At 67.4% G+C, this 16,109-nt stretch carries 20 protein-coding genes; 2 read left to right on the top strand and 18 right to left on the bottom strand.

Annotated features, from left to right (window positions below; translation table 11 throughout):
- Positions 1 to 26: 26 nt before the first annotated feature.
- Positions 27 to 932 (bottom strand): LysR family transcriptional regulator, encoded by a 906-nt coding sequence (locus tag I6J77_RS06935; RefSeq protein WP_204111069.1) that lies wholly within the window; start codon positions 930 to 932, stop codon positions 27 to 29.
- A gap of 125 nt (positions 933 to 1,057) precedes the next feature.
- On the opposite strand from I6J77_RS06935, the gene I6J77_RS06930 reads away from it, so the two are divergent.
- Positions 1,058 to 1,822 (top strand): SDR family NAD(P)-dependent oxidoreductase, encoded by a 765-nt coding sequence (locus I6J77_RS06930; RefSeq protein WP_204111068.1) that lies wholly within the window; start codon positions 1,058 to 1,060, stop codon positions 1,820 to 1,822.
- Between the two features lie 124 nt (positions 1,823 to 1,946).
- Here the strand turns inward: I6J77_RS06930 and I6J77_RS06925 are convergent, their stop codons facing one another.
- On the bottom strand, positions 1,947 to 2,948 hold the full coding sequence (locus tag I6J77_RS06925; protein WP_204111067.1) for a zinc-dependent alcohol dehydrogenase family protein: 1,002 nt from the start codon (positions 2,946 to 2,948) through the stop codon (positions 1,947 to 1,949).
- Between I6J77_RS06925 and I6J77_RS06920 the strand changes: the two genes are divergently transcribed.
- Positions 2,947 to 3,930 carry a LysR family transcriptional regulator gene (locus I6J77_RS06920; protein WP_239309213.1) on the top strand — a complete coding sequence of 328 codons (984 nt, stop codon included), beginning with the start codon at positions 2,947 to 2,949 and terminating at the stop codon, positions 3,928 to 3,930. The two genes, I6J77_RS06925 and I6J77_RS06920, sit on opposite strands and share 2 nt — an antisense overlap.
- 30 nt (positions 3,931 to 3,960) lie before the next feature.
- Here the strand turns inward: I6J77_RS06920 and hisIE are convergent, their stop codons facing one another.
- The 16 genes from hisIE to I6J77_RS06840 all read right to left on the bottom strand — a co-directional run bounded on the left by hisIE (position 3,961) and on the right by I6J77_RS06840 (position 16,080).
- Positions 3,961 to 4,587, bottom strand: coding sequence for a bifunctional phosphoribosyl-AMP cyclohydrolase/phosphoribosyl-ATP diphosphatase HisIE (hisIE, locus tag I6J77_RS06915; protein WP_204111066.1), 627 nt, complete (start codon positions 4,585 to 4,587; stop codon positions 3,961 to 3,963).
- Between the two features lie 10 nt (positions 4,588 to 4,597).
- A complete protein-coding gene (gene hisF, locus I6J77_RS06910; protein WP_204111065.1) occupies positions 4,598 to 5,368 on the bottom strand; it encodes an imidazole glycerol phosphate synthase subunit HisF in 771 nt (256 codons plus the stop codon).
- Positions 5,362 to 6,090: a 1-(5-phosphoribosyl)-5-[(5-phosphoribosylamino)methylideneamino]imidazole-4-carboxamide isomerase gene (gene hisA, locus I6J77_RS06905; RefSeq protein WP_204111064.1), complete on the bottom strand. Its 729-nt coding sequence runs from the start codon at positions 6,088 to 6,090 to the stop codon at positions 5,362 to 5,364. Before hisA ends, hisF begins: the two co-directional genes overlap by 7 nt.
- Positions 6,087 to 6,677, bottom strand: coding sequence for an imidazole glycerol phosphate synthase subunit HisH (gene hisH, locus I6J77_RS06900; RefSeq protein WP_204111063.1), 591 nt, complete (start codon positions 6,675 to 6,677; stop codon positions 6,087 to 6,089). Before hisH ends, hisA begins: the two co-directional genes overlap by 4 nt.
- Positions 6,677 to 7,744, bottom strand: coding sequence for a bifunctional histidinol-phosphatase/imidazoleglycerol-phosphate dehydratase HisB (gene hisB / locus I6J77_RS06895; RefSeq protein ID WP_204111062.1), 1,068 nt, complete (start codon positions 7,742 to 7,744; stop codon positions 6,677 to 6,679). Before hisB ends, hisH begins: the two co-directional genes overlap by 1 nt.
- Entirely contained in the window at positions 7,741 to 8,832 is a 1,092-nt protein-coding gene (hisC, locus tag I6J77_RS06890) for a histidinol-phosphate transaminase (RefSeq protein WP_204111061.1), read from the bottom strand. Before hisC ends, hisB begins: the two co-directional genes overlap by 4 nt.
- Complete coding sequence (gene hisD / locus I6J77_RS06885) at positions 8,829 to 10,127, bottom strand: histidinol dehydrogenase (protein WP_204111060.1); 1,299 nt, start codon at positions 10,125 to 10,127, stop codon at positions 8,829 to 8,831. The genes hisC and hisD overlap by 4 nt, the downstream gene beginning before the upstream one ends.
- Positions 10,128 to 10,140: 13 nt before the next feature.
- On the bottom strand, positions 10,141 to 11,034 hold the full coding sequence (gene hisG, locus I6J77_RS06880; RefSeq protein WP_204111059.1) for an ATP phosphoribosyltransferase: 894 nt from the start codon (positions 11,032 to 11,034) through the stop codon (positions 10,141 to 10,143).
- Positions 11,031 to 11,366: a YerC/YecD family TrpR-related protein gene (locus I6J77_RS06875; RefSeq protein ID WP_204111058.1), complete on the bottom strand. Its 336-nt coding sequence runs from the start codon at positions 11,364 to 11,366 to the stop codon at positions 11,031 to 11,033. The genes hisG and I6J77_RS06875 overlap by 4 nt, the downstream gene beginning before the upstream one ends.
- A gap of 194 nt (positions 11,367 to 11,560) precedes the next feature.
- Positions 11,561 to 11,722: a 30S ribosomal protein THX gene (locus I6J77_RS06870; RefSeq protein ID WP_007805033.1), complete on the bottom strand. Its 162-nt coding sequence runs from the start codon at positions 11,720 to 11,722 to the stop codon at positions 11,561 to 11,563.
- A gap of 66 nt (positions 11,723 to 11,788) precedes the next feature.
- Positions 11,789 to 12,757, bottom strand: coding sequence for a cation diffusion facilitator family transporter (locus tag I6J77_RS06865; RefSeq protein WP_204111057.1), 969 nt, complete (start codon positions 12,755 to 12,757; stop codon positions 11,789 to 11,791).
- 46 nt (positions 12,758 to 12,803) lie between these two features.
- A complete protein-coding gene (locus tag I6J77_RS06860; protein ID WP_204111421.1) occupies positions 12,804 to 13,238 on the bottom strand; it encodes a MerC domain-containing protein in 435 nt (144 codons plus the stop codon).
- Positions 13,239 to 13,332: 94 nt separating this feature from the next.
- Positions 13,333 to 13,821 (bottom strand): transcriptional repressor, encoded by a 489-nt coding sequence (locus I6J77_RS06855; RefSeq protein WP_204111056.1) that lies wholly within the window; start codon positions 13,819 to 13,821, stop codon positions 13,333 to 13,335.
- 28 nt (positions 13,822 to 13,849) lie between these two features.
- Complete coding sequence (locus tag I6J77_RS06850) at positions 13,850 to 14,152, bottom strand: hypothetical protein (protein ID WP_204111055.1); 303 nt, start codon at positions 14,150 to 14,152, stop codon at positions 13,850 to 13,852.
- A 33-nt stretch (positions 14,153 to 14,185) separates the two neighbouring features.
- Positions 14,186 to 15,586, bottom strand: a complete 1,401-nt coding sequence (gltX, locus tag I6J77_RS06845) for a glutamate--tRNA ligase (protein WP_204111054.1) — start codon at positions 15,584 to 15,586, stop codon at positions 14,186 to 14,188.
- Between the two features lie 170 nt (positions 15,587 to 15,756).
- Positions 15,757 to 16,080, bottom strand: coding sequence for a hypothetical protein (locus I6J77_RS06840; RefSeq protein WP_204111053.1), 324 nt, complete (start codon positions 16,078 to 16,080; stop codon positions 15,757 to 15,759).
- Positions 16,081 to 16,109: the final 29 nt, after the last annotated feature.

Genomic DNA, 16,109 nt, shown 5'->3' with positions numbered 1-16,109 from the left:
GGACTGGAACTCACCCGCGCCCTGGCTCACGATCCCGCGTTCCACTCCCCGCATTCGGCCAGCCAATCCATGAACACGCGCACGCGCCGTGGCAAGTGCCGGCGACTGGCATACAGCAAACTCACCGGCATCGGTTCGGCGCGATGGTCCACCAGTAATTCCTTCACCAGCCCGGCATCGACCAGATGCCGCATGCCCGCCACCGGCGCCTGGATCAGGCCCAAGCCGGCCACGCACGCGGCCTGGTAGCTGTCGGTGTTGTTGACGGTGACTGCACCGGCAAGCGGCAGCACGTGCAAACCCGCTTCGTCGACGTACTCGAAGCCGTCGGGAGTGCCGCCGAAGTTCTGCGCGTAATGCACCATCCGATGGCCGTCCAGCTCGGCCGGAGTGCGCGGCTCGCCATGCGCCGCCAGGTAGGCGGGACTGGCGAATGTGCCGATGTCGTAACTGCCCAGCGGCCGCGCCACCAGGTTGTCGACATCCTCCAGAACGCCTACCCGCAGCACGCAATCGAAACCTTCGCGAACCAGGTCGACGCGTCGGTCCGCGCAGCTCAGCTCCAGCTCGATGCCGGGATGCGCGGCCAGAAACTCCGGCAGGCGCGGCAGCACGAAGGCGCGGGCCGCGGTGGTCGGCATGTCCACGCGCAGCCGCCCACGCAGCTGGCGGTCGTCGTCGCGGAACATCGACTGCAGTTCATCGAACGCGTCCAGCGCGTCGCGGCAGCGCTCCAGGAATGCCAGGCCGTCCTGGCTCGGCTCGACCCGGCGCGTGGTTCGATGCAGCAGGCGCGTTCCCAGCAGCGACTCCAGCCGCTGTACGGCATTCGATGCGCTGGCCTTGGGCAAACCCAGGTCGGCAGCAGCCTGGGTGAAGCTGCCGCGCTCGGCCACGCGGACGAAGATTTTCATGGCCTCGATGTCGTGCATGCGCATTGTTATCCGGATATGAACATTCAAATCATATACTGGTTATTTATTGCGAACATGACTACCAATAGTCTGGCACCCAACCAACCACGCCGGACCGTTCCGGCCAACACCAAGGACCTGCCATGACTATCCCGACTCCCATCGCCCTGATCACCGGCGGCAGCCGCGGCCTCGGTCGCAACGCCGCCATCGCCCTGGCCCGCCAGGGCACGGACGTGATCATTACCTTCCGCAGCGGCATCGACGACGCGCGCTCGGTCGTGGCCGAGATCGAGGCGCTCGGTCGCCGCGCGGCAAGCCTGCAGCTGGATGTGTCGGACGCGAGCGGGTTTCCCGGGTTCGCCGGCGCGGTACGCAAGGTCCTCGCCGATCACTGGCAACGCGAGCACTTCGACTTCCTGCTCAACAACGCCGGCATGGGCCTGGTCGCCCCCATCGCCGACACCACGCCGGAGCAGTTCGACACGATGATGGCCGTCCATCTGAAGGGCCCCTTCTTCCTGACCCAGGCCTTGCTGCCGCTGATCGCCGATGGCGGCCGCATCATCAACGTCTCCTCCGGCCTGACCCGCTTCGCGCTGCCCGGCTACGCGGCCTACGCCAGCATGAAAGGCGGCGTGGAGGTGCTCACCCGTTACCTGGCCAAGGAACTGGGCGCACGCGGCATCCGGGTCAATACGCTGGCCCCGGGTGCGATCGAAACCGATTTCGGCGGCGGCGCGGTGCGTGACAATGCGGCACTCAACACCTTGATCGCCGGCAACACGGCGCTGGGCCGCGCCGGCTTGCCCGACGACATCGGCGGTGCCGTGGCGGCACTGCTCGCCCCGGGCAGCGGCTGGATCAACGCGCAGCGCGTGGAGGCTTCGGGCGGCATGTTTCTCTGACGATCGCGGGGTGCGCCAGCCCCGCATCGACGACATCTGCGCTTCACGATCTCATCGAAACAACTGACAAGCACCGGCGCGACGGATAGTCAGGCGTTCCGGCCAGGCCATCCGCCGCGATGCTTCATCCCTGGATGCTGACCACCACCTTGCCGCGCGCCTGTCGCTGCTCGATCAAGGCATGGGCTTCACCGACCGTGGCCAGCTCGAACTGGCGCGCGTCCAGCAGCGGCCTGATCATCCCTGCCTCGGCCAGGCGCGTGGCTTCGCGCAGGATCTCGCCGTGATGCGGCTTGCCTTCGCCGGTCAGCAGGGGCAGCAAGGTGAACACGCCGGAATAGGTGGCGGCCCGGAACGAGAGGGGCGCCAGCGCGTGCGTACCCCAACCCAGCGAGCTGACCACGTGACCGAAACGCGCCACGGCCCTGAACGACGCATCCAGGCTCGCGCCGCCGGCGGTGTCATACACCACGTCGAAACCGCGACCGGCCGTATGGACGGCTATCTGTTCTTCGACCGGCATCTGCTCGTGGTCGATCGGTGTCGCGCCCAGTTGCTGGCTGATGCTGCCGCGCGCCGCGGTGTCCGTGGCGAAAACGGTCGCGCCGAAAGCACGGGCAATCTGGATCGCCATGCTGCCCACGCCGCCCGCGCCGCCTTGCACCAGCACGGTCTGGCCGGCGCCTACGTGGGCACGATCCACCAGACCTTCCCACGCGGTGATGAAGACCAGCGGCAGCGAGGCCGCCTCGCGCATGCTGAAGTGCGCGGGCTTGAGCGCCAGCAGGCTGGCATCCACGGCGGCATATTCGGCCAGCGAACCCTGCACGCCACCGACACCACCCGTCATGCCATAGACCTCGTCACCCACCCGAAAGCCGGTGACGCCCGCACCCAGCGCGACGACGACGCCGGCCATGTCGATGCCCAGGATCGCCGGCAGCGGATGACGGGCGTGTTCGGCGGCACCGCTGCGGATCTTCAGGTCCAGCGGATTGACGCCACTGGCCATGATGCACACCAGCACCTGGCCCGCCTGCGGCACGGGGCGGGCGATGCTGGTCAGGCGGAATGGGGCGCCGTGGTTTTCAAGAACGGCGGCTTGCATGGAGGAAGCGATAGTCATGGCGTACTCGGCGTGGGAGGAAGTGGTCTCCACGCTACGCCCGTCAATTTCGTTTGAAAATCCAATATTTTGCATTTTATTCATGCATAATTGCATGGCTGCCGACCTGGCTTTCCAACGAGGTGCCGCGATGGAATGGAGCGATCTGCGTGTCTTCCTGGCCATCGCACGCGAGGGCACGCTCGGTGCCGCCGCGCGCAAGCTGGGACAAACCCAGCCCACCATGGGCCGCCGGTTGCAGGCGCTGGAAAACGCCGTGGGGCACAAGCTGTTCCAGCGCACCTCGGAGGGTTTCGTGCTCACCGACGAGGGAGCGGCGGTACTCAACCACGCCGAACGCATCGAGGACGAAGCACTCGCGTTCCAGCGCCAGCTGGCCGGCCAGGAACGGCAGCTCGACGGCCTGCTGCGGATCACCGCCTCGGACTGGTTCGCCGAACACGTGCTGACACCGGTCATCGCGGAATTCGCTCGGGCCTATCCGCACGTCACCGTCGAACTGCTGACCGACACGCGTTTCCTCAGCCTGTCACGCCGCGAAGCCGACCTGGCGTTCCGCATCAGGCCCTTCGACGAACCCGACATCGTCTCGCGCAAGCTGCTGCACATGCCGTACGGCGTGTACATGGCTGCCGATTATCCCCCGCCCCGCGCCGGCGATGGTGAAGGTGCCGGGCTGATCACCATGGACAGCGCCTTCGGCAACATGCCCGACGTCGCCTGGTTGCAGCGCGTGCTCCCGAATGCCCGCGTGGCGTTTCGCAGCAACGCGCGCGCCGTGCAGGCAAGGATGTGCATGCAGGGTTCGGGCGTTGCGGTCCTGCCGCGTCCATTGGGCGATGCGCTCGACAGTTTGCGGCGCATCGACCTGGGCGAAGAGCCACCGGCGCGCGAAACCTGGATCGGCTATCACCGCGACATGCGCCGGCTGGCGCGGCTGAGGGCGCTGCTGGACCTGGTGGTTGCGCGGTTGGCCGATTGAGAACGGCAACACGACGATGCGTCCGCATCCCTACCCGTCACGGTGCCGGTCAGCCAGCACGTTCACTGCATCCGCCAATGACAACCCCCGTGCCCGCAACGCCACGATGAGGTGAAACAGCAGGTCCGCCGCTTCGCCCAGCAACTCGTCATCTCCCTGCGCCACGGCCGCCAGCGCCGTCTCGACACCCTCCTCACCCACCTTCTGCGCGATGCGGCGAATGCCACCGTCGAACAGCCTGGTGGTGTAGCTGCCATCGGGACGCTCGGCGTGCCGCTGCGCCACCAGTGCATCGAGTTCGGCGAGAAAGCCCAGCGGCGGGCGCACGTCGGCGCGGTCGCCAAAGCAGCTGGAGGTGCCGGTGTGGCAGGTGGGGCCATGCGGATCGGCCAAGATCAGCAAGGTGTCGGCGTCGCAGTCGATGCGGAGCGATTTCAGCACGAGCACGTGACCCGAGCTTTCGCCCTTGGTCCACAGCCGCTGCTTGCTGCGGCTGTAAAAAGTGACGTGGCCGCTGCGCTGCGTTTCGGCCAGCGCCGCGGCCGTCATGTAGCCCAGCATCAGCACTTCGCCGGTGAGCCAGTGCTGCACGATTGCCGGCAACAGGCCATCGCCCTTGGCCCAGTCGAGGCGGCGGGTATCGGTATTGTCGCTCATCATTGCTTCCTCACAGGCGCACCACTACGCCACATTCGTGCAGGTAGTGCTTGAGTGCGGGGATCGCGATGGCGCCGGAGTGGAACACGCTGGCGGCCAGCGCGCCGTCGACGTCGGCATCAACGAAGGCATCGCGAAAATGTTCCGGCGCACCGGCGCCACCGGAGGCGATCAGCGGCACGTGGCAGATTGCCCGAGCGACGGAAAGTTGTTCGAGATCGTAGCCCGCGCGCACGCCGTCGCTGCCCATGCAGTTCAGCACGATCTCGCCCGCACCGCGCTGCTGTGCCTCGACCATCCAGTCCAGCGTGCGGCGTGCCAGCGCCTGGGTTTTCGTGGGGTCACCGGTGTACTGGCGCACACGCCATTCACCATCGGCGTCGCGCAGCGAGTCGATGCCGACCACCACGCACTGCACGCCGAACGCCGCGGCCAGTTCGTCAATCAGTTGGGGGCGTTCCAGCGCGGGCGAATTCACCGAGATCTTGTCGGCGCCCGCGTGCAGCACGGCGCGAGCCTCGTCGACCGAGCGGATGCCGCCGGCGACGCAGAACGGAATGTCGATCACGCGGGCGACCTTCTCCACCCAGCCGCGATCCACGCTGCGCCCTTCGGGACTGGCGGTGATGTCGTAGAACACCAGTTCGTCGGCGCCCTCGTCGCGATAGCGCAGCGCGAGATCGACGATCTCGCCCATCACCACGTGATCGCGGAAGCGCACGCCCTTGACCACCTGGCCATCGCGCACGTCGAGGCAGGGGATGATGCGGCGGCTCAGCATGCGAGTGCTTCCTCGACCGTGAAGCGTCCTTCCAGCAGCGCGCGGCCGAGAATCACGCCGCACGCACCAGCTTCGCGCGCCGCGCGGATGTCGTCCAGCGAACGCACGCCGCCGGAAGCCTGCACCGCCAGCGACGGAACGGCCTCGGCAAGATGGCGATAGAGATCGAGGTTGAAGCCGGCCAGCATGCCGTCGCGGTCGATGTCGGTGCACAGCAGGTGGCGCGCACCGCGGGCGGCATACCACGGCGCCAGTTCGTCCAGCGTGCGCGCCTCGACTTCGGTCCAGCCCGCGCTGGGCAGCGCCCAGCGTCCGTCGACATGGCGCGTGTCCAGCGCGAGGGTCAGGCGTTCCGCGCCGTACTTGGCCAGCCATCCGGCGACGCGTTCGGGATCGCGGATCGCCACGCTGCCCAGCACCACGCGCTGCACGCCGGCATCGAACAGTCGCTGCAGATCGGCCTCCTCGCGCACGCCGCCGCCGGCCTGGATCGCCATGCCGTCGGCAGCGATCGACGAGATCACCGCGAGATTGTCGAGCCGGCCCGAGCGCGCGCCGTCCAGGTCGACCAGGTGCAGCCATGCTGCGCCGGCCTGCGCGTAGCGCTTTGCCAGCTCGCGCGGATCGGCCGCGTAAGTCGTCTGCTGCGCGTAGTCGCCCTGCTTCAGGCGCACCACCTGGCCACCGCGCAGGTCGATGGCGGGGATGATGTCGAAACTCATAGGTCGAGGAAATTCTGCAGGAGCCTCGCGCCGACGGCGGCGGAGCGCTCGGGGTGGAATTGCATGCCGTGGAAATTGTCGCGGGCGATCACCGCGGAGAACGGCTCGCCGTAATCGCTGTCGGCCAGCGTCCAGTCGCCCGTCGGCACGGCGTAGCTGTGCACGAAGTAGGCCTGCTCGCCGTCGTCGAGCCCGGCCAGCAGCGGATGTTTCCGCAGGATCGACAACGCGTTCCAGCCCATGTGCGGCACGCGCAGGCCGGGCGCTTCGACGAAGCGGCGAACCGGCGCGGGAATCACGCCGAGGCATGCGGTATCGCCCTCCTCCGAATGCGTGCACAGCAACTGCATGCCCAGGCACACGCCGAGCACCGGCTGGGTCAACCCGCGCAAAACCTCGACCAGGCCCAGCTCGCGCAACCGCGCCATGCCGGGGCCAGCCGCGCCGACGCCGGGCAGGATCACCTTGTCGGCGGCGCGGATCGTTGTCGCGTCGGAAGTCAGCGCGGCGTCCACGCCGAGCCGCTGCAACGCATAGCGCACCGAGCCGATATTGGTGCCGCCCGCATCGACCAGCACCACGCTCATTACAGCGCACCCTTGGTGCTGGGCAGCTCGCTGCCTTCGCGCCGCAGCGCCTGGCGCAAGCTGCGCGCCACCACCTTGAAGCAGGCCTCGACCATGTGATGCGCGTTGTCGCCGCGCACGCTCAGGTGCAGGTTTGCGCCCAGCGCTTCGCACAGCGAGCGGAAGAAATGCGGCACCAGTTCGGTCGGCACCTCGCCCACGCGCTCGCGGGGGAAACTGCCATCAAACACGAAATAGGGACGGCCGGACAGATCCAGCGCCGCGCTGGCTTGCGCCTCGTCCATCGGCAAGGTGAAGCCGTAACGGCCGATGCCGCGCTTGTCGCCCAGCGCCTGTTTCAGCGCCTGGCCCAGCGCCAGTGCGCAGTCCTCGATGGTGTGATGTTCGTCGATGTGGGTGTCGCCAGCGCAGGCCAGCTGCAGCGCGAAGCCGCCGTGCTTGCCGATCTGTTCCAGCATGTGGTCGAAGAAGCCCAGGCCGGTATGTGCCTTCGGTTCGGCCACGCGATCGAGATCCACGCTGACCGTGATGCGGGTTTCCTTCGTGTTGCGCACCACCGTGGCGGTACGCGGCGCGTCGAGCAGTTCGTGGGCCAGCGCTTCCCAGCTCACTCCGCGCGAACCGACGCGACAGCCGCGCACACCGAGATTGGCGGCGAACTGCAGGTCGGTCTCGCGATCGCCGACCATCGCCGAGGCGGCCCGGCTCCAGCTGTCATCGGCCAGGTAATGGCGTGCCAGGCCGATGCCGGGCTTGCGCGTGTCGAGACCCTCATGCGGGAAACTGCGGTCGATCAGCACCTCGCGGAAGCGGATGCCTTGCGAGGCGAGGATGCCCAACAGCAAGTCATGCGGCCCGTTGAAATCGGCTTCGGGGAAACTGTCGGTACCCAAGCCGTCCTGGTTGGTGATCATCACCAATTCATAGCCGGCCGCCACGAAACGCTGCAGCGCGGCGATCACGCCCGGCAGCAAGGCCAGCTTCGCGTAGCTGTCGATCTGCTCGTCGGCCGGCTCCTCGATCAGGCAGCCGTCGCGGTCGACGAAGAGGAGCTTTGTCTGCTTCATGCCGATCCCCCGGCAAAACCCCGGTCTTCCCTGGCCGGACTCTTCAGAACAGCAAGCATCTGATCGTTCTCGGTTGGCGTGCCGATGGTGATGCGCAAGGCGTCACCCAGCTTCGGATAGCGCCGCACGTCGCGCACCACCACACCGGCGGCTAGCAGGCGCTGGTAGATCGCGCCGGCGTCGTCGAAGCGCACGGCGAGGAAGTTCGCCTGTGACGGCAGCACGTCGCGCACGCAGGGCAGCGCGGCCAGCGTGCCGCGTACCCGTTCGTGTTCGTTGCGCAGCACGGCCAGGTGTTCGCGCGCCTGCGCCTGCCCCGCTTCGGAAAGCGCAGCCATCGCGGCGGCCACGCACGGCAGCGGCAGCGGGTATGGCGGCATGATCCGGCGCAGCAGCGCGATCACTTCGGGATTGGCCAGCAGGCAGCCGATGCGTGCACCGGCCAGCGCCCAGGCCTTGGACAAGGTGCGCAGCACGGCGAGGCCTTCGTAACGATCGATGAGATCGGCCACGCTGCGCTCGAAGGCAAATTCGATGTACGCCTCGTCCACCACCAGCAAGGCGCGCCCGTCGAGCTGCTGCAGCAGACGCTCGACATCTTCGCGTGGCACGCACTGGCCACTGGGATTGTTCGGCGTGCAGACGAAAACCAGCTTCACCGCGGGCGTGACGGCAGCGAGCACCGCATCCACGTCCAGCGTGAAGTCATCCGCCAGCGCCACCTCGATCACTGCCGCGTTCTGGATGCGAGCGCAGACGCCGTACATGCCGAAGGTGGGCGGCTGGATCAGGATCGCGTCCTCGCCCGCGCGGCAGAACCCGCGAATCAGCAGGTCGATGGCTTCGTCGCTGCCGCGGCCGACCAGCAGTTGCTCGTGGCGCACGCCGTACAGCGCGGCCAGGGTCGCGACCAGCGCCGCCGGCTGCGGTTCCGGGTAGCGATTGCAGCCCAGGCCATCGTCGCCCGGCGGCGGCCAGGCCGATTCATTCGCGTTGAGGAAAACCTGTCCGCCACTGGCCTCCATGCGCGCCGAGGAATACGGCTGCATCGCGCGGATCTCCGGCCGGGCCAGCTCGAGCACGCTCATGCCAGGGCCTCCAGTCGCAGGGTCACGGCGCGGCGGTGCGCCTCCAGTTGCTCGGCCGCCGCCAGCGTCGCGGTGCACGGGCCGATCTGGCGCAGGCCGTCGGCAGACACTTCCTGCACGCTGATCTGCTTCTGGAAACTGGCCACCGATACGCCGCTGTAGCTGCGCGCGTGGCCGTACGTGGGCAGCACGTGATTGCTGCCGCTGCAGTAATCGCCGACGGACTCGGGCGTCCACTGGCCGAGGAAGATCGAGCCGGCGCTGTCGATGCGCTCGAGCAGCGTGCGCGGCTCGGCGACCTGCAGGATCAGGTGTTCGGGAGCGTAGCGGTTGCTGACCTCGACCGCCTGCGCCAGCGATTCGACCAGGACCAGCCGGCTCTGCGCCAGCGCCTGTCGTGCGATGTCGGCGCGCGGCAAGTCGGCGCATTGCCGCTCGACTTCCGCCGCCGCCCTGGCCAGCAGATCGGTGGACGGGCTGAGCAGGATCACCTGCGAATCCGGCCCGTGCTCAGCCTGCGACAACAGGTCGGCGGCGACGAACGCCGGGTTGGCCGCCGCGTCGGCAATCACCAGCACCTCGGACGGACCGGCCGGCATGTCGATCGCCGCGCCGTCGGGATCGGTCGACACCTGCAACTTCGCCTCCGTCACCCACGCATTGCCCGGCCCGAACAGCTTGTCGCACCGGGGCACGCTGTCGGTACCGTAGGCCATCGCAGCGATCGCCTGGGCGCCGCCGAGCTTGAATACCTTGTGCACGCCGGTGAGCCGGGCCGCGTACAGCACCGCCTCGTCGCAACGGCCATCGGGGCGTGCCGGCGAACACAGCACCACCTCGCGACAGCCGGCGATCTGCGCCGGCACGCCCAGCATCAGCGCGGTCGACGGCAACGGCGCGCTGCCGGCCGGTACGTACAGGCCGACCCGGCCGACCGGGCGCAGTATCCGTTCCACCCGCACGCCCGGCGCGGTGTCGACGGCCACCGGCTGGAGTGCGCTGGCGCGATGGAACAGCTCGATGCGTTCGGCCGCCTCGCGAATCGCCGCCTTCAACGCGGGATCGAGCACGGCCTCGGCGACGGCGAACTCAGCCTCGTCCACGGCGATCGCTTCCAGCGCGCAGCGATCGTATTGCGCGCTGAACTCGCGCAACGCGGCATCGCCACGCGCGCGCACGGCAGCGATGATCTGCCCGACGCCGTGACGCAAGGCTTCCGCCCGCGACTGCGCCGGTCGCGCCAGCGCCTCGCCACGGGAGGCTTCATCCAGTGCGTTCCAGTCCAGACGCTTCATGCGAATCTGCTCTTCATGCCAGCATTTTCTCCACCGGCAACACGAACATCTCGCGCGCGCCGGCCTTCTTGATTTCTTCCAGTTGCCGCCAGCTCACCTCGCCGGCGCACAGCGCCTGCAGCATCAGCTGGTCGGGCTGGCCCGCCACCGGCAGCAGGGTCGGCTGCGGGCCACCGGGCAACAGCCGGGTCACCGCGTCCAACGTGTGGCGCGAGGTCTGCAGCAGCAACAGGCGCGATTCGCGCACCTGGATCACGCCGTCCAGCCGCTTCAGCAGCAGCTCCAGCATGTCGCCGCGTTCGTCCACCGGCAGGGTCAGCGGGCCGGCCAGCACCGCTTCGCTTTCCAGCAGCACGTCGGTTTCGCGCAACTGGTTCGCCACCAGGGTGCCGCCGCTCTGCACCAAGTCGCAGATCGCGTCGGCGGTGCCCAGCTTGGGGGCGATCTCGACCGAACCGGCCAGGGTCACCACGCCCGCAACAATGCCGCGGCTGCGCAGCCATTCGCCGAGCAGACCGGGGTACGAGGTGGCGATGCGGGTGCCGGCCAGATCCTTCGGCTCCCCGTAAGCCATGTCCTGGGGTACCGCGATCGACAGGCGGCAGCGGCCGAAACCGAGCGGCCGCAATTCGTCGAGCGGCTCGCCGTCACGCCCGGCGGTGAGCTGGAACTCGCCCAGCACGTTGCGCCCGACGATGCCCAGGTCGCACACGCCCTGGGCGATCAGCCCCGGGATATCGTCATCGCGCACCAGCAGCAGATCCACCGGCTCGCCTTCGCCGAAGCAGAACAGCTTGTCGCGGCTTTGCCGGAAGGTCAGTCCGCAACGGGTCAGCAGGTCCAACGCCGGTTCGGTCAGCCGGCCGGATTTCTGCATCGCGATGCGCAGGCGATCGCGCGGCTTCATGCCTTCTTCCTTGCCGCCTGGGCCTGCTTCCTTGCCGCCCGGGCCGCCGCGGCCAGGTAGCCGCCGCTGCCCTGGTTGAGGTAGCGCGCGACCCGGCCGATGGTGGTGATGCTGACCGCGGTGCGCTCGTGGATCTCGCGATACGGCACGCCTTCGAGCAGGTACGGCACTACCCGCCAGCGATCGACCAGCACTTCAAGTTCCGCCGGCGTGCACAGGTCGCTGAGAAAGGCGCCCATCTCCTCGCTGTTGCGCAGGGACAGCAAGGCCTCGCAGAGACTCTGCTCGGCGGAGCCGGGCGGGGATTCGGGATCGAGCGATCGACGCTTCATAATGTACTAACGCGTTAACACAGTGGAGCGCATCATACATGGCAGGTGGCCATGCGGCAAACCCTCGTCGAACCCCTGCCCTGGCGGTTCAGCCAGCAGCCGGTCTCACACCGATTCCCGATTCCCGATTCCCCAAATGCAAAAACCCCCGCCGGGGCGGGGGTTTTCTTGCAGCAATGCCGGGCGAAGCTGGCTCAGGCCGACTTCTTCTTCGGCGCCGCCTTCTTGGCCGCAGCCGGCTTGGTCACGGTCGGCTTGGCACCGACCACGGCCGGCAGCGCGCCGTGTGCACGGGTATTGCCGTAGCTGCCGCGGTAGGTCTTGCCGCGACGGGTCTTGCGATCGCCCTTACCCATGGGAACTCCTTGATTTATTGGATGAACGGCCTGCCATCATAGCAGCGTCCCGGCATGACGGGATAGTCAGCGATGAGCATGTCCCGCACAGTCCCCGGACGGGTCGGGACACGCCCCGGGATCGATCTGCACGGTCACGTGGCGGACCTCGAAACGCTCCAGCAGCAGGCGCTTGATCGACTGCAGCACCAGGGCGTCGTCCGCCTGCTCGTCCAGTTCGGCATGCACGGTCGCCATGCGTGACCCCGAGGCAAGCTGCCACACGTGCAGGTGATGGATGTCGCGGATGCCCGGCGCCGCCGTGCGCAGCGAGCTTTCCATTTCGGTCGTGTCCAGGCCGTCGGGCACGCCTTCCAGCAGGATGTGCGCGGACTTCCGCAGCAAGCGCCACGCACTGTTCAGGATCAGCAGCGAGACCAGCAGCGACAGCAGCGGATCGGCCCACAGCCAGCCGAACCAGCGGATCGCCAGCGCCGCCAGCACCGCCGCCAGCGAACCCAGCAGGTCGCCAAGCACATGCAGGCTGGCGCCGGCGAGGTTGACGTCGTCATGCGCATGCCCGTGCAGGGTGCGCAGCACCAGCGCATTGACCAGCAGACCGGCGACGGCGACCACCAGCATCACACCGGAAAGGATCAGGCCCGGATGGCGCAGGCGCATCACCGCCTCCCACGCGATCCACGCCACCAGCACGAACTGGCTCAGCGCATTGACGAAACCCGCCAGCACTTCCATCCGGCCATAACCGTAGCTGCGCCTGGCATCGGCCGGGCGGGTGGCCATCCACGCACCGACCACGGCCAGCAACAGGGCCAGCGTGTCGACCATCATGTGTGCCGCATCGGCCAGCAAGGCCAGCGAACCGGACCACAGGCCGCCGACCACCTCGACGATCATCATGATGCCGGTCAGAACCAGCGCCAGCAGCAACTTGCGGCTGCTTCCACCCGCCACGTGCTCGTGGGCGCCGGCATGCGCCTGCCCCGCGGCATGGTCGCAGCCGTGAGGCTGATGGTGATGGTGCGGCGTGTTCATGCGCGCATGCTAGGAATCGGCATGGCCGTTACACAATCACCGCGGCTCAATGCGCGCACTGCGGACCGTGCACGTGGACGCCATCACGATGGCTGTCCAGCCGCAGGTTGGCAAAGTGCGCCGCCGCCAGCAGCATGCCGCCGCAAGTCACCAGCACGCTGTGCAGAATCGGCGAGCCCAGGTCGATGAAGGCGATGCCGAGCAGCAGCAGCGACAGTCCCGGCACGGCCAGGCGCAGCGGCAGGCTGCGCCGGTGCCGACGAAAACCGCGCACCAGCACCAGCGATGCCAGCACGCAGGCGCACAACACGAAGATGCGCTCGAAACGATGGTCAGCCAGGAATTCCAGGCCGATCAGCGGCAGCAGGGCCAGCACGAACGGCAGCAAGGCACAGTGGATCGCGCACAGGAACGAAGCCATCGCGCCAACGCGATCGGCCAGGTGCCACCAGCGGGATTTGTTCGACTGCTCGGGATTCATCGATTGACCCGGCGCCGCCCGACGGGGCGACTCCATGTCCGGTGACCACATGTTACTTTATAACACTTCGATTCGCCAGCCCCGCGGAAGCACCTCAGCCCTTGCGGCAGTTCCGGCAGGTGCCGTGCACTTCCAGGGTCTGCGCCTGCGGCCGGAAGCCCAGCGCCTTCGCCTGCGCCTCGATCAGTTCCGCGACGCGCTCGTCGCAGACTTCCTGGGCGCTGGAGCAGACGTCGCAGATCAGGAACGGCACCTGGTGCGCCTCGGCCGGGTGATGGCAGGAAACGAAGGCGTTGATCGATTCCAGCTTGTGGATGAAGCCGTTCTCGAGCAGGAAGTCGAGCGCGCGATAGACGGTGGGCGGCGCCGCATTGCCGTGCTTCTCGCGCAACTGGTCGAGCAGGTCGTAGGCCTTCACCGGCTTGTGCGCGGCGGCGATCAGCTCCAGCACTTCCTTGCGCAGCGGGGTGAGGCGCAGGCCGCGCTCCTCGCTGGCATGCTCCACGGCGCGCACGAAACCCTTCGCGTCGTCGTGTTGATGCGCGTGGCGCGGATGCGGGTTGCTGGCGGCGTCGTGGCTCAAGATGTCACCTCGTGGGGATCATACACCGCTACCTGCGCGGTACCGGACGGCGGTTCTGTGGCAGCGGTGGTGGCTTGGCCGGTGGCAGCCGGCAGGGCTTGCGCAGGATCACGATCCAGCCGATCGGCCCCAGCACCCAGGCCCAGACGATGCTTTCCAGCAAGCGCCCGCGCCACCAGCCCAGCAAGGCTCCCACTGCGACAAACAGCAGGTTCCACCAGAACATGGCTGCCCACGGCAGCATATTCAACAGGTTGAAGAAGACGTGCCAGAACGCGCCCGGTGCGTCGGGATCGACGCCCTGGGTGGCCCTGGCCAGCCATTCGTCCATGCCGCGCTCAGTGCGCCATCGACGGAAGCCGCATCAGCCGCGGGCCATTGCGATGGCGGCGTCGATGCGCCTGAGTGCCTCGGCGCGGCCCGCCAGATACAGGGTCTGATCGATCGACGGCGATACCTGGGTGCCGGTGATCGCCACCCGCAACGGCTGGGCGATCTTGCCCATGCCCAGTTCCAGCTGCGCCGCCACCTGCTCGATCACCTGATGGATCGACCCGGGCTGCCATTCGCATCCGGCCAGCAGCGACTTCGCCGCTTCCAGCACGGCCGGCGCGCTGTCGTTCTTCAGGTGCTTGGCGACGGCCTTGTCGTCCCACTCGGTGATCGGGCCATACCAGATCGCCGCGCGCTCGGTCATTTCCTTCAGCGTGTGCACCCGATCGCGCAAGGCCACGATGACGTCGACCGGCGCGGGACCCTGGCCGAAATCGATGCCGGCACGCTGCAGGTGCCATTCGAACTCGGCTGCCAGCGACTGCGGCTGGTCGGTCTTCAGATAATGCTGGTTGAGCCAGGCCAGTTTCTCGGTGTCGAAACGCGAGGCGGCCTTGTTGCAGTCGCCGATGTCGAACAGCGCAATCATCTCCTCGCGCGAGAAGATTTCCTGGTCGCCATGCGACCAGCCCAGCCGCACCAGGTAGTTGAGGATCGCGTGCGGCAGGAAGCCGTCGGCGCGATAGTCCATCACGCTGACCGCGCTGGTGCGCTTGGACAGCTTCTTGCCTTCCTTGTCCAGGATCATCGGCAGGTGCGCGAACTCCGGCACCGGCGCGCCCAGCGCCTTGTAGATGTTGATCTGGCGGGGCGTGTTGTTGACGTGGTCGTCGCCGCGGATCACCTCGGTGATGCCCATGTCGATGTCGTCGACCACCACGGCGAAGTTGTAGGTCGGCCAGCCGTCGGAGCGAAAGATCACCAGGTCGTCCAGCTCGGTGTTGGCCCACTCGATGCGGCCCTTCACCTTGTCCTCGAACACCACCGAACCCTCGTGCGGATTGCGGAAGCGGATCACCCGGTTGGGATCTTCTCGGAAAGGCTCGTTGCGGTCGCGATAGTGACCGTTGTAGCGGGGCTTCTCGCCCGCCGCCATCGCGGCCTCGCGCATCGCCTCGATCTCGGCCTTGCTCTCGTAAGCGTAGTAGGCGTGACCGGCGGCGAGCAGTTGGTCGGCAACTTCCTTGTAACGCTGCAGCCGCCGGGTCTGGTAGAACGGGCCCTCGTCGGCGTCCAGATCCAGCCAGTGCATGGCGTCGAGAATCGCCTGCACCGCCTCGTCGGTGGACCGCTCGCGATCGGTATCCTCGATGCGCAGGATGAATTCACCGCCGCGACGGCGCGATTCGAGCCAGCAATACAGCGCAGTGCGCGCACCGCCGATGTGCAGGAAACCGGTGGGGCTGGGGGCGAAGCGGGTGCGTACGGTCATGGATATCTTCGGAAGGCGCGGAACGACAGATTTTAGCCGATCAATGCGGACAAGCCGATGGCCGCTTTCACGCTACCCGTCGTCCGCGGCCAGGACCCGTACATGATTCATCCTGCGGCTATCGTGAACGACCACAACGCCTGATGGCGTCGGCTGCCACACCCATGCATTCAATGCGAGCGGCACCCCCAGTTGCGGCACCAGTAAGCATTGGGATTGGTGGGATCCGCACCTAGAGGTACGGTGTCCCAGCGTGACGACGGCAAGGGCACGATGGCGGGTTTGCCGTTGCCGAAATCAAGCTGCGGAGCGTCGTTCTCTTCCGGCGGGGCTCGTACCAGCACGAATTTCACGTCGATCAAGGGCCGGTGGCTGGGCGACTTGGCCGGCTGGGCGACGACCCCGGATTGCGCCGGGGGCGTCTGTGCCGGAACACCCGCAGCCATCGAAAGGCACGGCGCACTCAAGGCGAAAACGAACAAAAGTTGTTTCATGGCGGCCTCCGAACGGAACGATGAGGGCA

The organism is Rhodanobacter sp. FDAARGOS 1247, assembly GCF_016889805.1.
Classification (GTDB): domain Bacteria; phylum Pseudomonadota; class Gammaproteobacteria; order Xanthomonadales; family Rhodanobacteraceae; genus Rhodanobacter.
This window is presented reverse-complemented; position numbering and strand designations above follow the sequence as displayed.

Bases quoted from the DNA above. Each gene is read 5' to 3' on its own strand.
- I6J77_RS06935 (WP_204111069.1), bottom strand. From the start codon at position 932: ATGCACGACATCGAGGCCATGAAAATCTTCGTCCGCGTGGCCGAGCGC.
- I6J77_RS06930 (WP_204111068.1), top strand. From the start codon at position 1,058: ATGACTATCCCGACTCCCATCGCCCTGATCACCGGCGGCAGCCGCGGC.
- I6J77_RS06920 (WP_239309213.1), top strand. From the start codon at position 2,947: ATGGCGTACTCGGCGTGGGAGGAAGTGGTCTCCACGCTACGCCCGTCA.
- I6J77_RS06925 (WP_204111067.1), bottom strand. From the start codon at position 2,948: ATGACTATCGCTTCCTCCATGCAAGCCGCCGTTCTTGAAAACCACGGC.
- hisIE (WP_204111066.1), bottom strand. From the start codon at position 4,587: ATGAGCGACAATACCGATACCCGCCGCCTCGACTGGGCCAAGGGCGAT.
- hisF (WP_204111065.1), bottom strand. From the start codon at position 5,368: ATGCTGAGCCGCCGCATCATCCCCTGCCTCGACGTGCGCGATGGCCAG.
- hisA (WP_204111064.1), bottom strand. From the start codon at position 6,090: ATGAGTTTCGACATCATCCCCGCCATCGACCTGCGCGGTGGCCAGGTG.
- hisH (WP_204111063.1), bottom strand. From the start codon at position 6,677: ATGAGCGTGGTGCTGGTCGATGCGGGCGGCACCAATATCGGCTCGGTG.
- hisB (WP_204111062.1), bottom strand. From the start codon at position 7,744: ATGAAGCAGACAAAGCTCCTCTTCGTCGACCGCGACGGCTGCCTGATC.
- hisC (WP_204111061.1), bottom strand. From the start codon at position 8,832: ATGAGCGTGCTCGAGCTGGCCCGGCCGGAGATCCGCGCGATGCAGCCG.
- hisD (WP_204111060.1), bottom strand. From the start codon at position 10,127: ATGAAGCGTCTGGACTGGAACGCACTGGATGAAGCCTCCCGTGGCGAG.
- hisG (WP_204111059.1), bottom strand. From the start codon at position 11,034: ATGAAGCCGCGCGATCGCCTGCGCATCGCGATGCAGAAATCCGGCCGG.
- I6J77_RS06875 (WP_204111058.1), bottom strand. From the start codon at position 11,366: ATGAAGCGTCGATCGCTCGATCCCGAATCCCCGCCCGGCTCCGCCGAG.
- I6J77_RS06870 (WP_007805033.1), bottom strand. From the start codon at position 11,722: ATGGGTAAGGGCGATCGCAAGACCCGTCGCGGCAAGACCTACCGCGGC.
- I6J77_RS06865 (WP_204111057.1), bottom strand. From the start codon at position 12,757: ATGAACACGCCGCACCATCACCATCAGCCTCACGGCTGCGACCATGCC.
- I6J77_RS06860 (WP_204111421.1), bottom strand. From the start codon at position 13,238: ATGAATCCCGAGCAGTCGAACAAATCCCGCTGGTGGCACCTGGCCGAT.
- I6J77_RS06850 (WP_204111055.1), bottom strand. From the start codon at position 14,152: ATGGACGAATGGCTGGCCAGGGCCACCCAGGGCGTCGATCCCGACGCA.
- gltX (WP_204111054.1), bottom strand. From the start codon at position 15,586: ATGACCGTACGCACCCGCTTCGCCCCCAGCCCCACCGGTTTCCTGCAC.
- I6J77_RS06840 (WP_204111053.1), bottom strand. From the start codon at position 16,080: ATGAAACAACTTTTGTTCGTTTTCGCCTTGAGTGCGCCGTGCCTTTCG.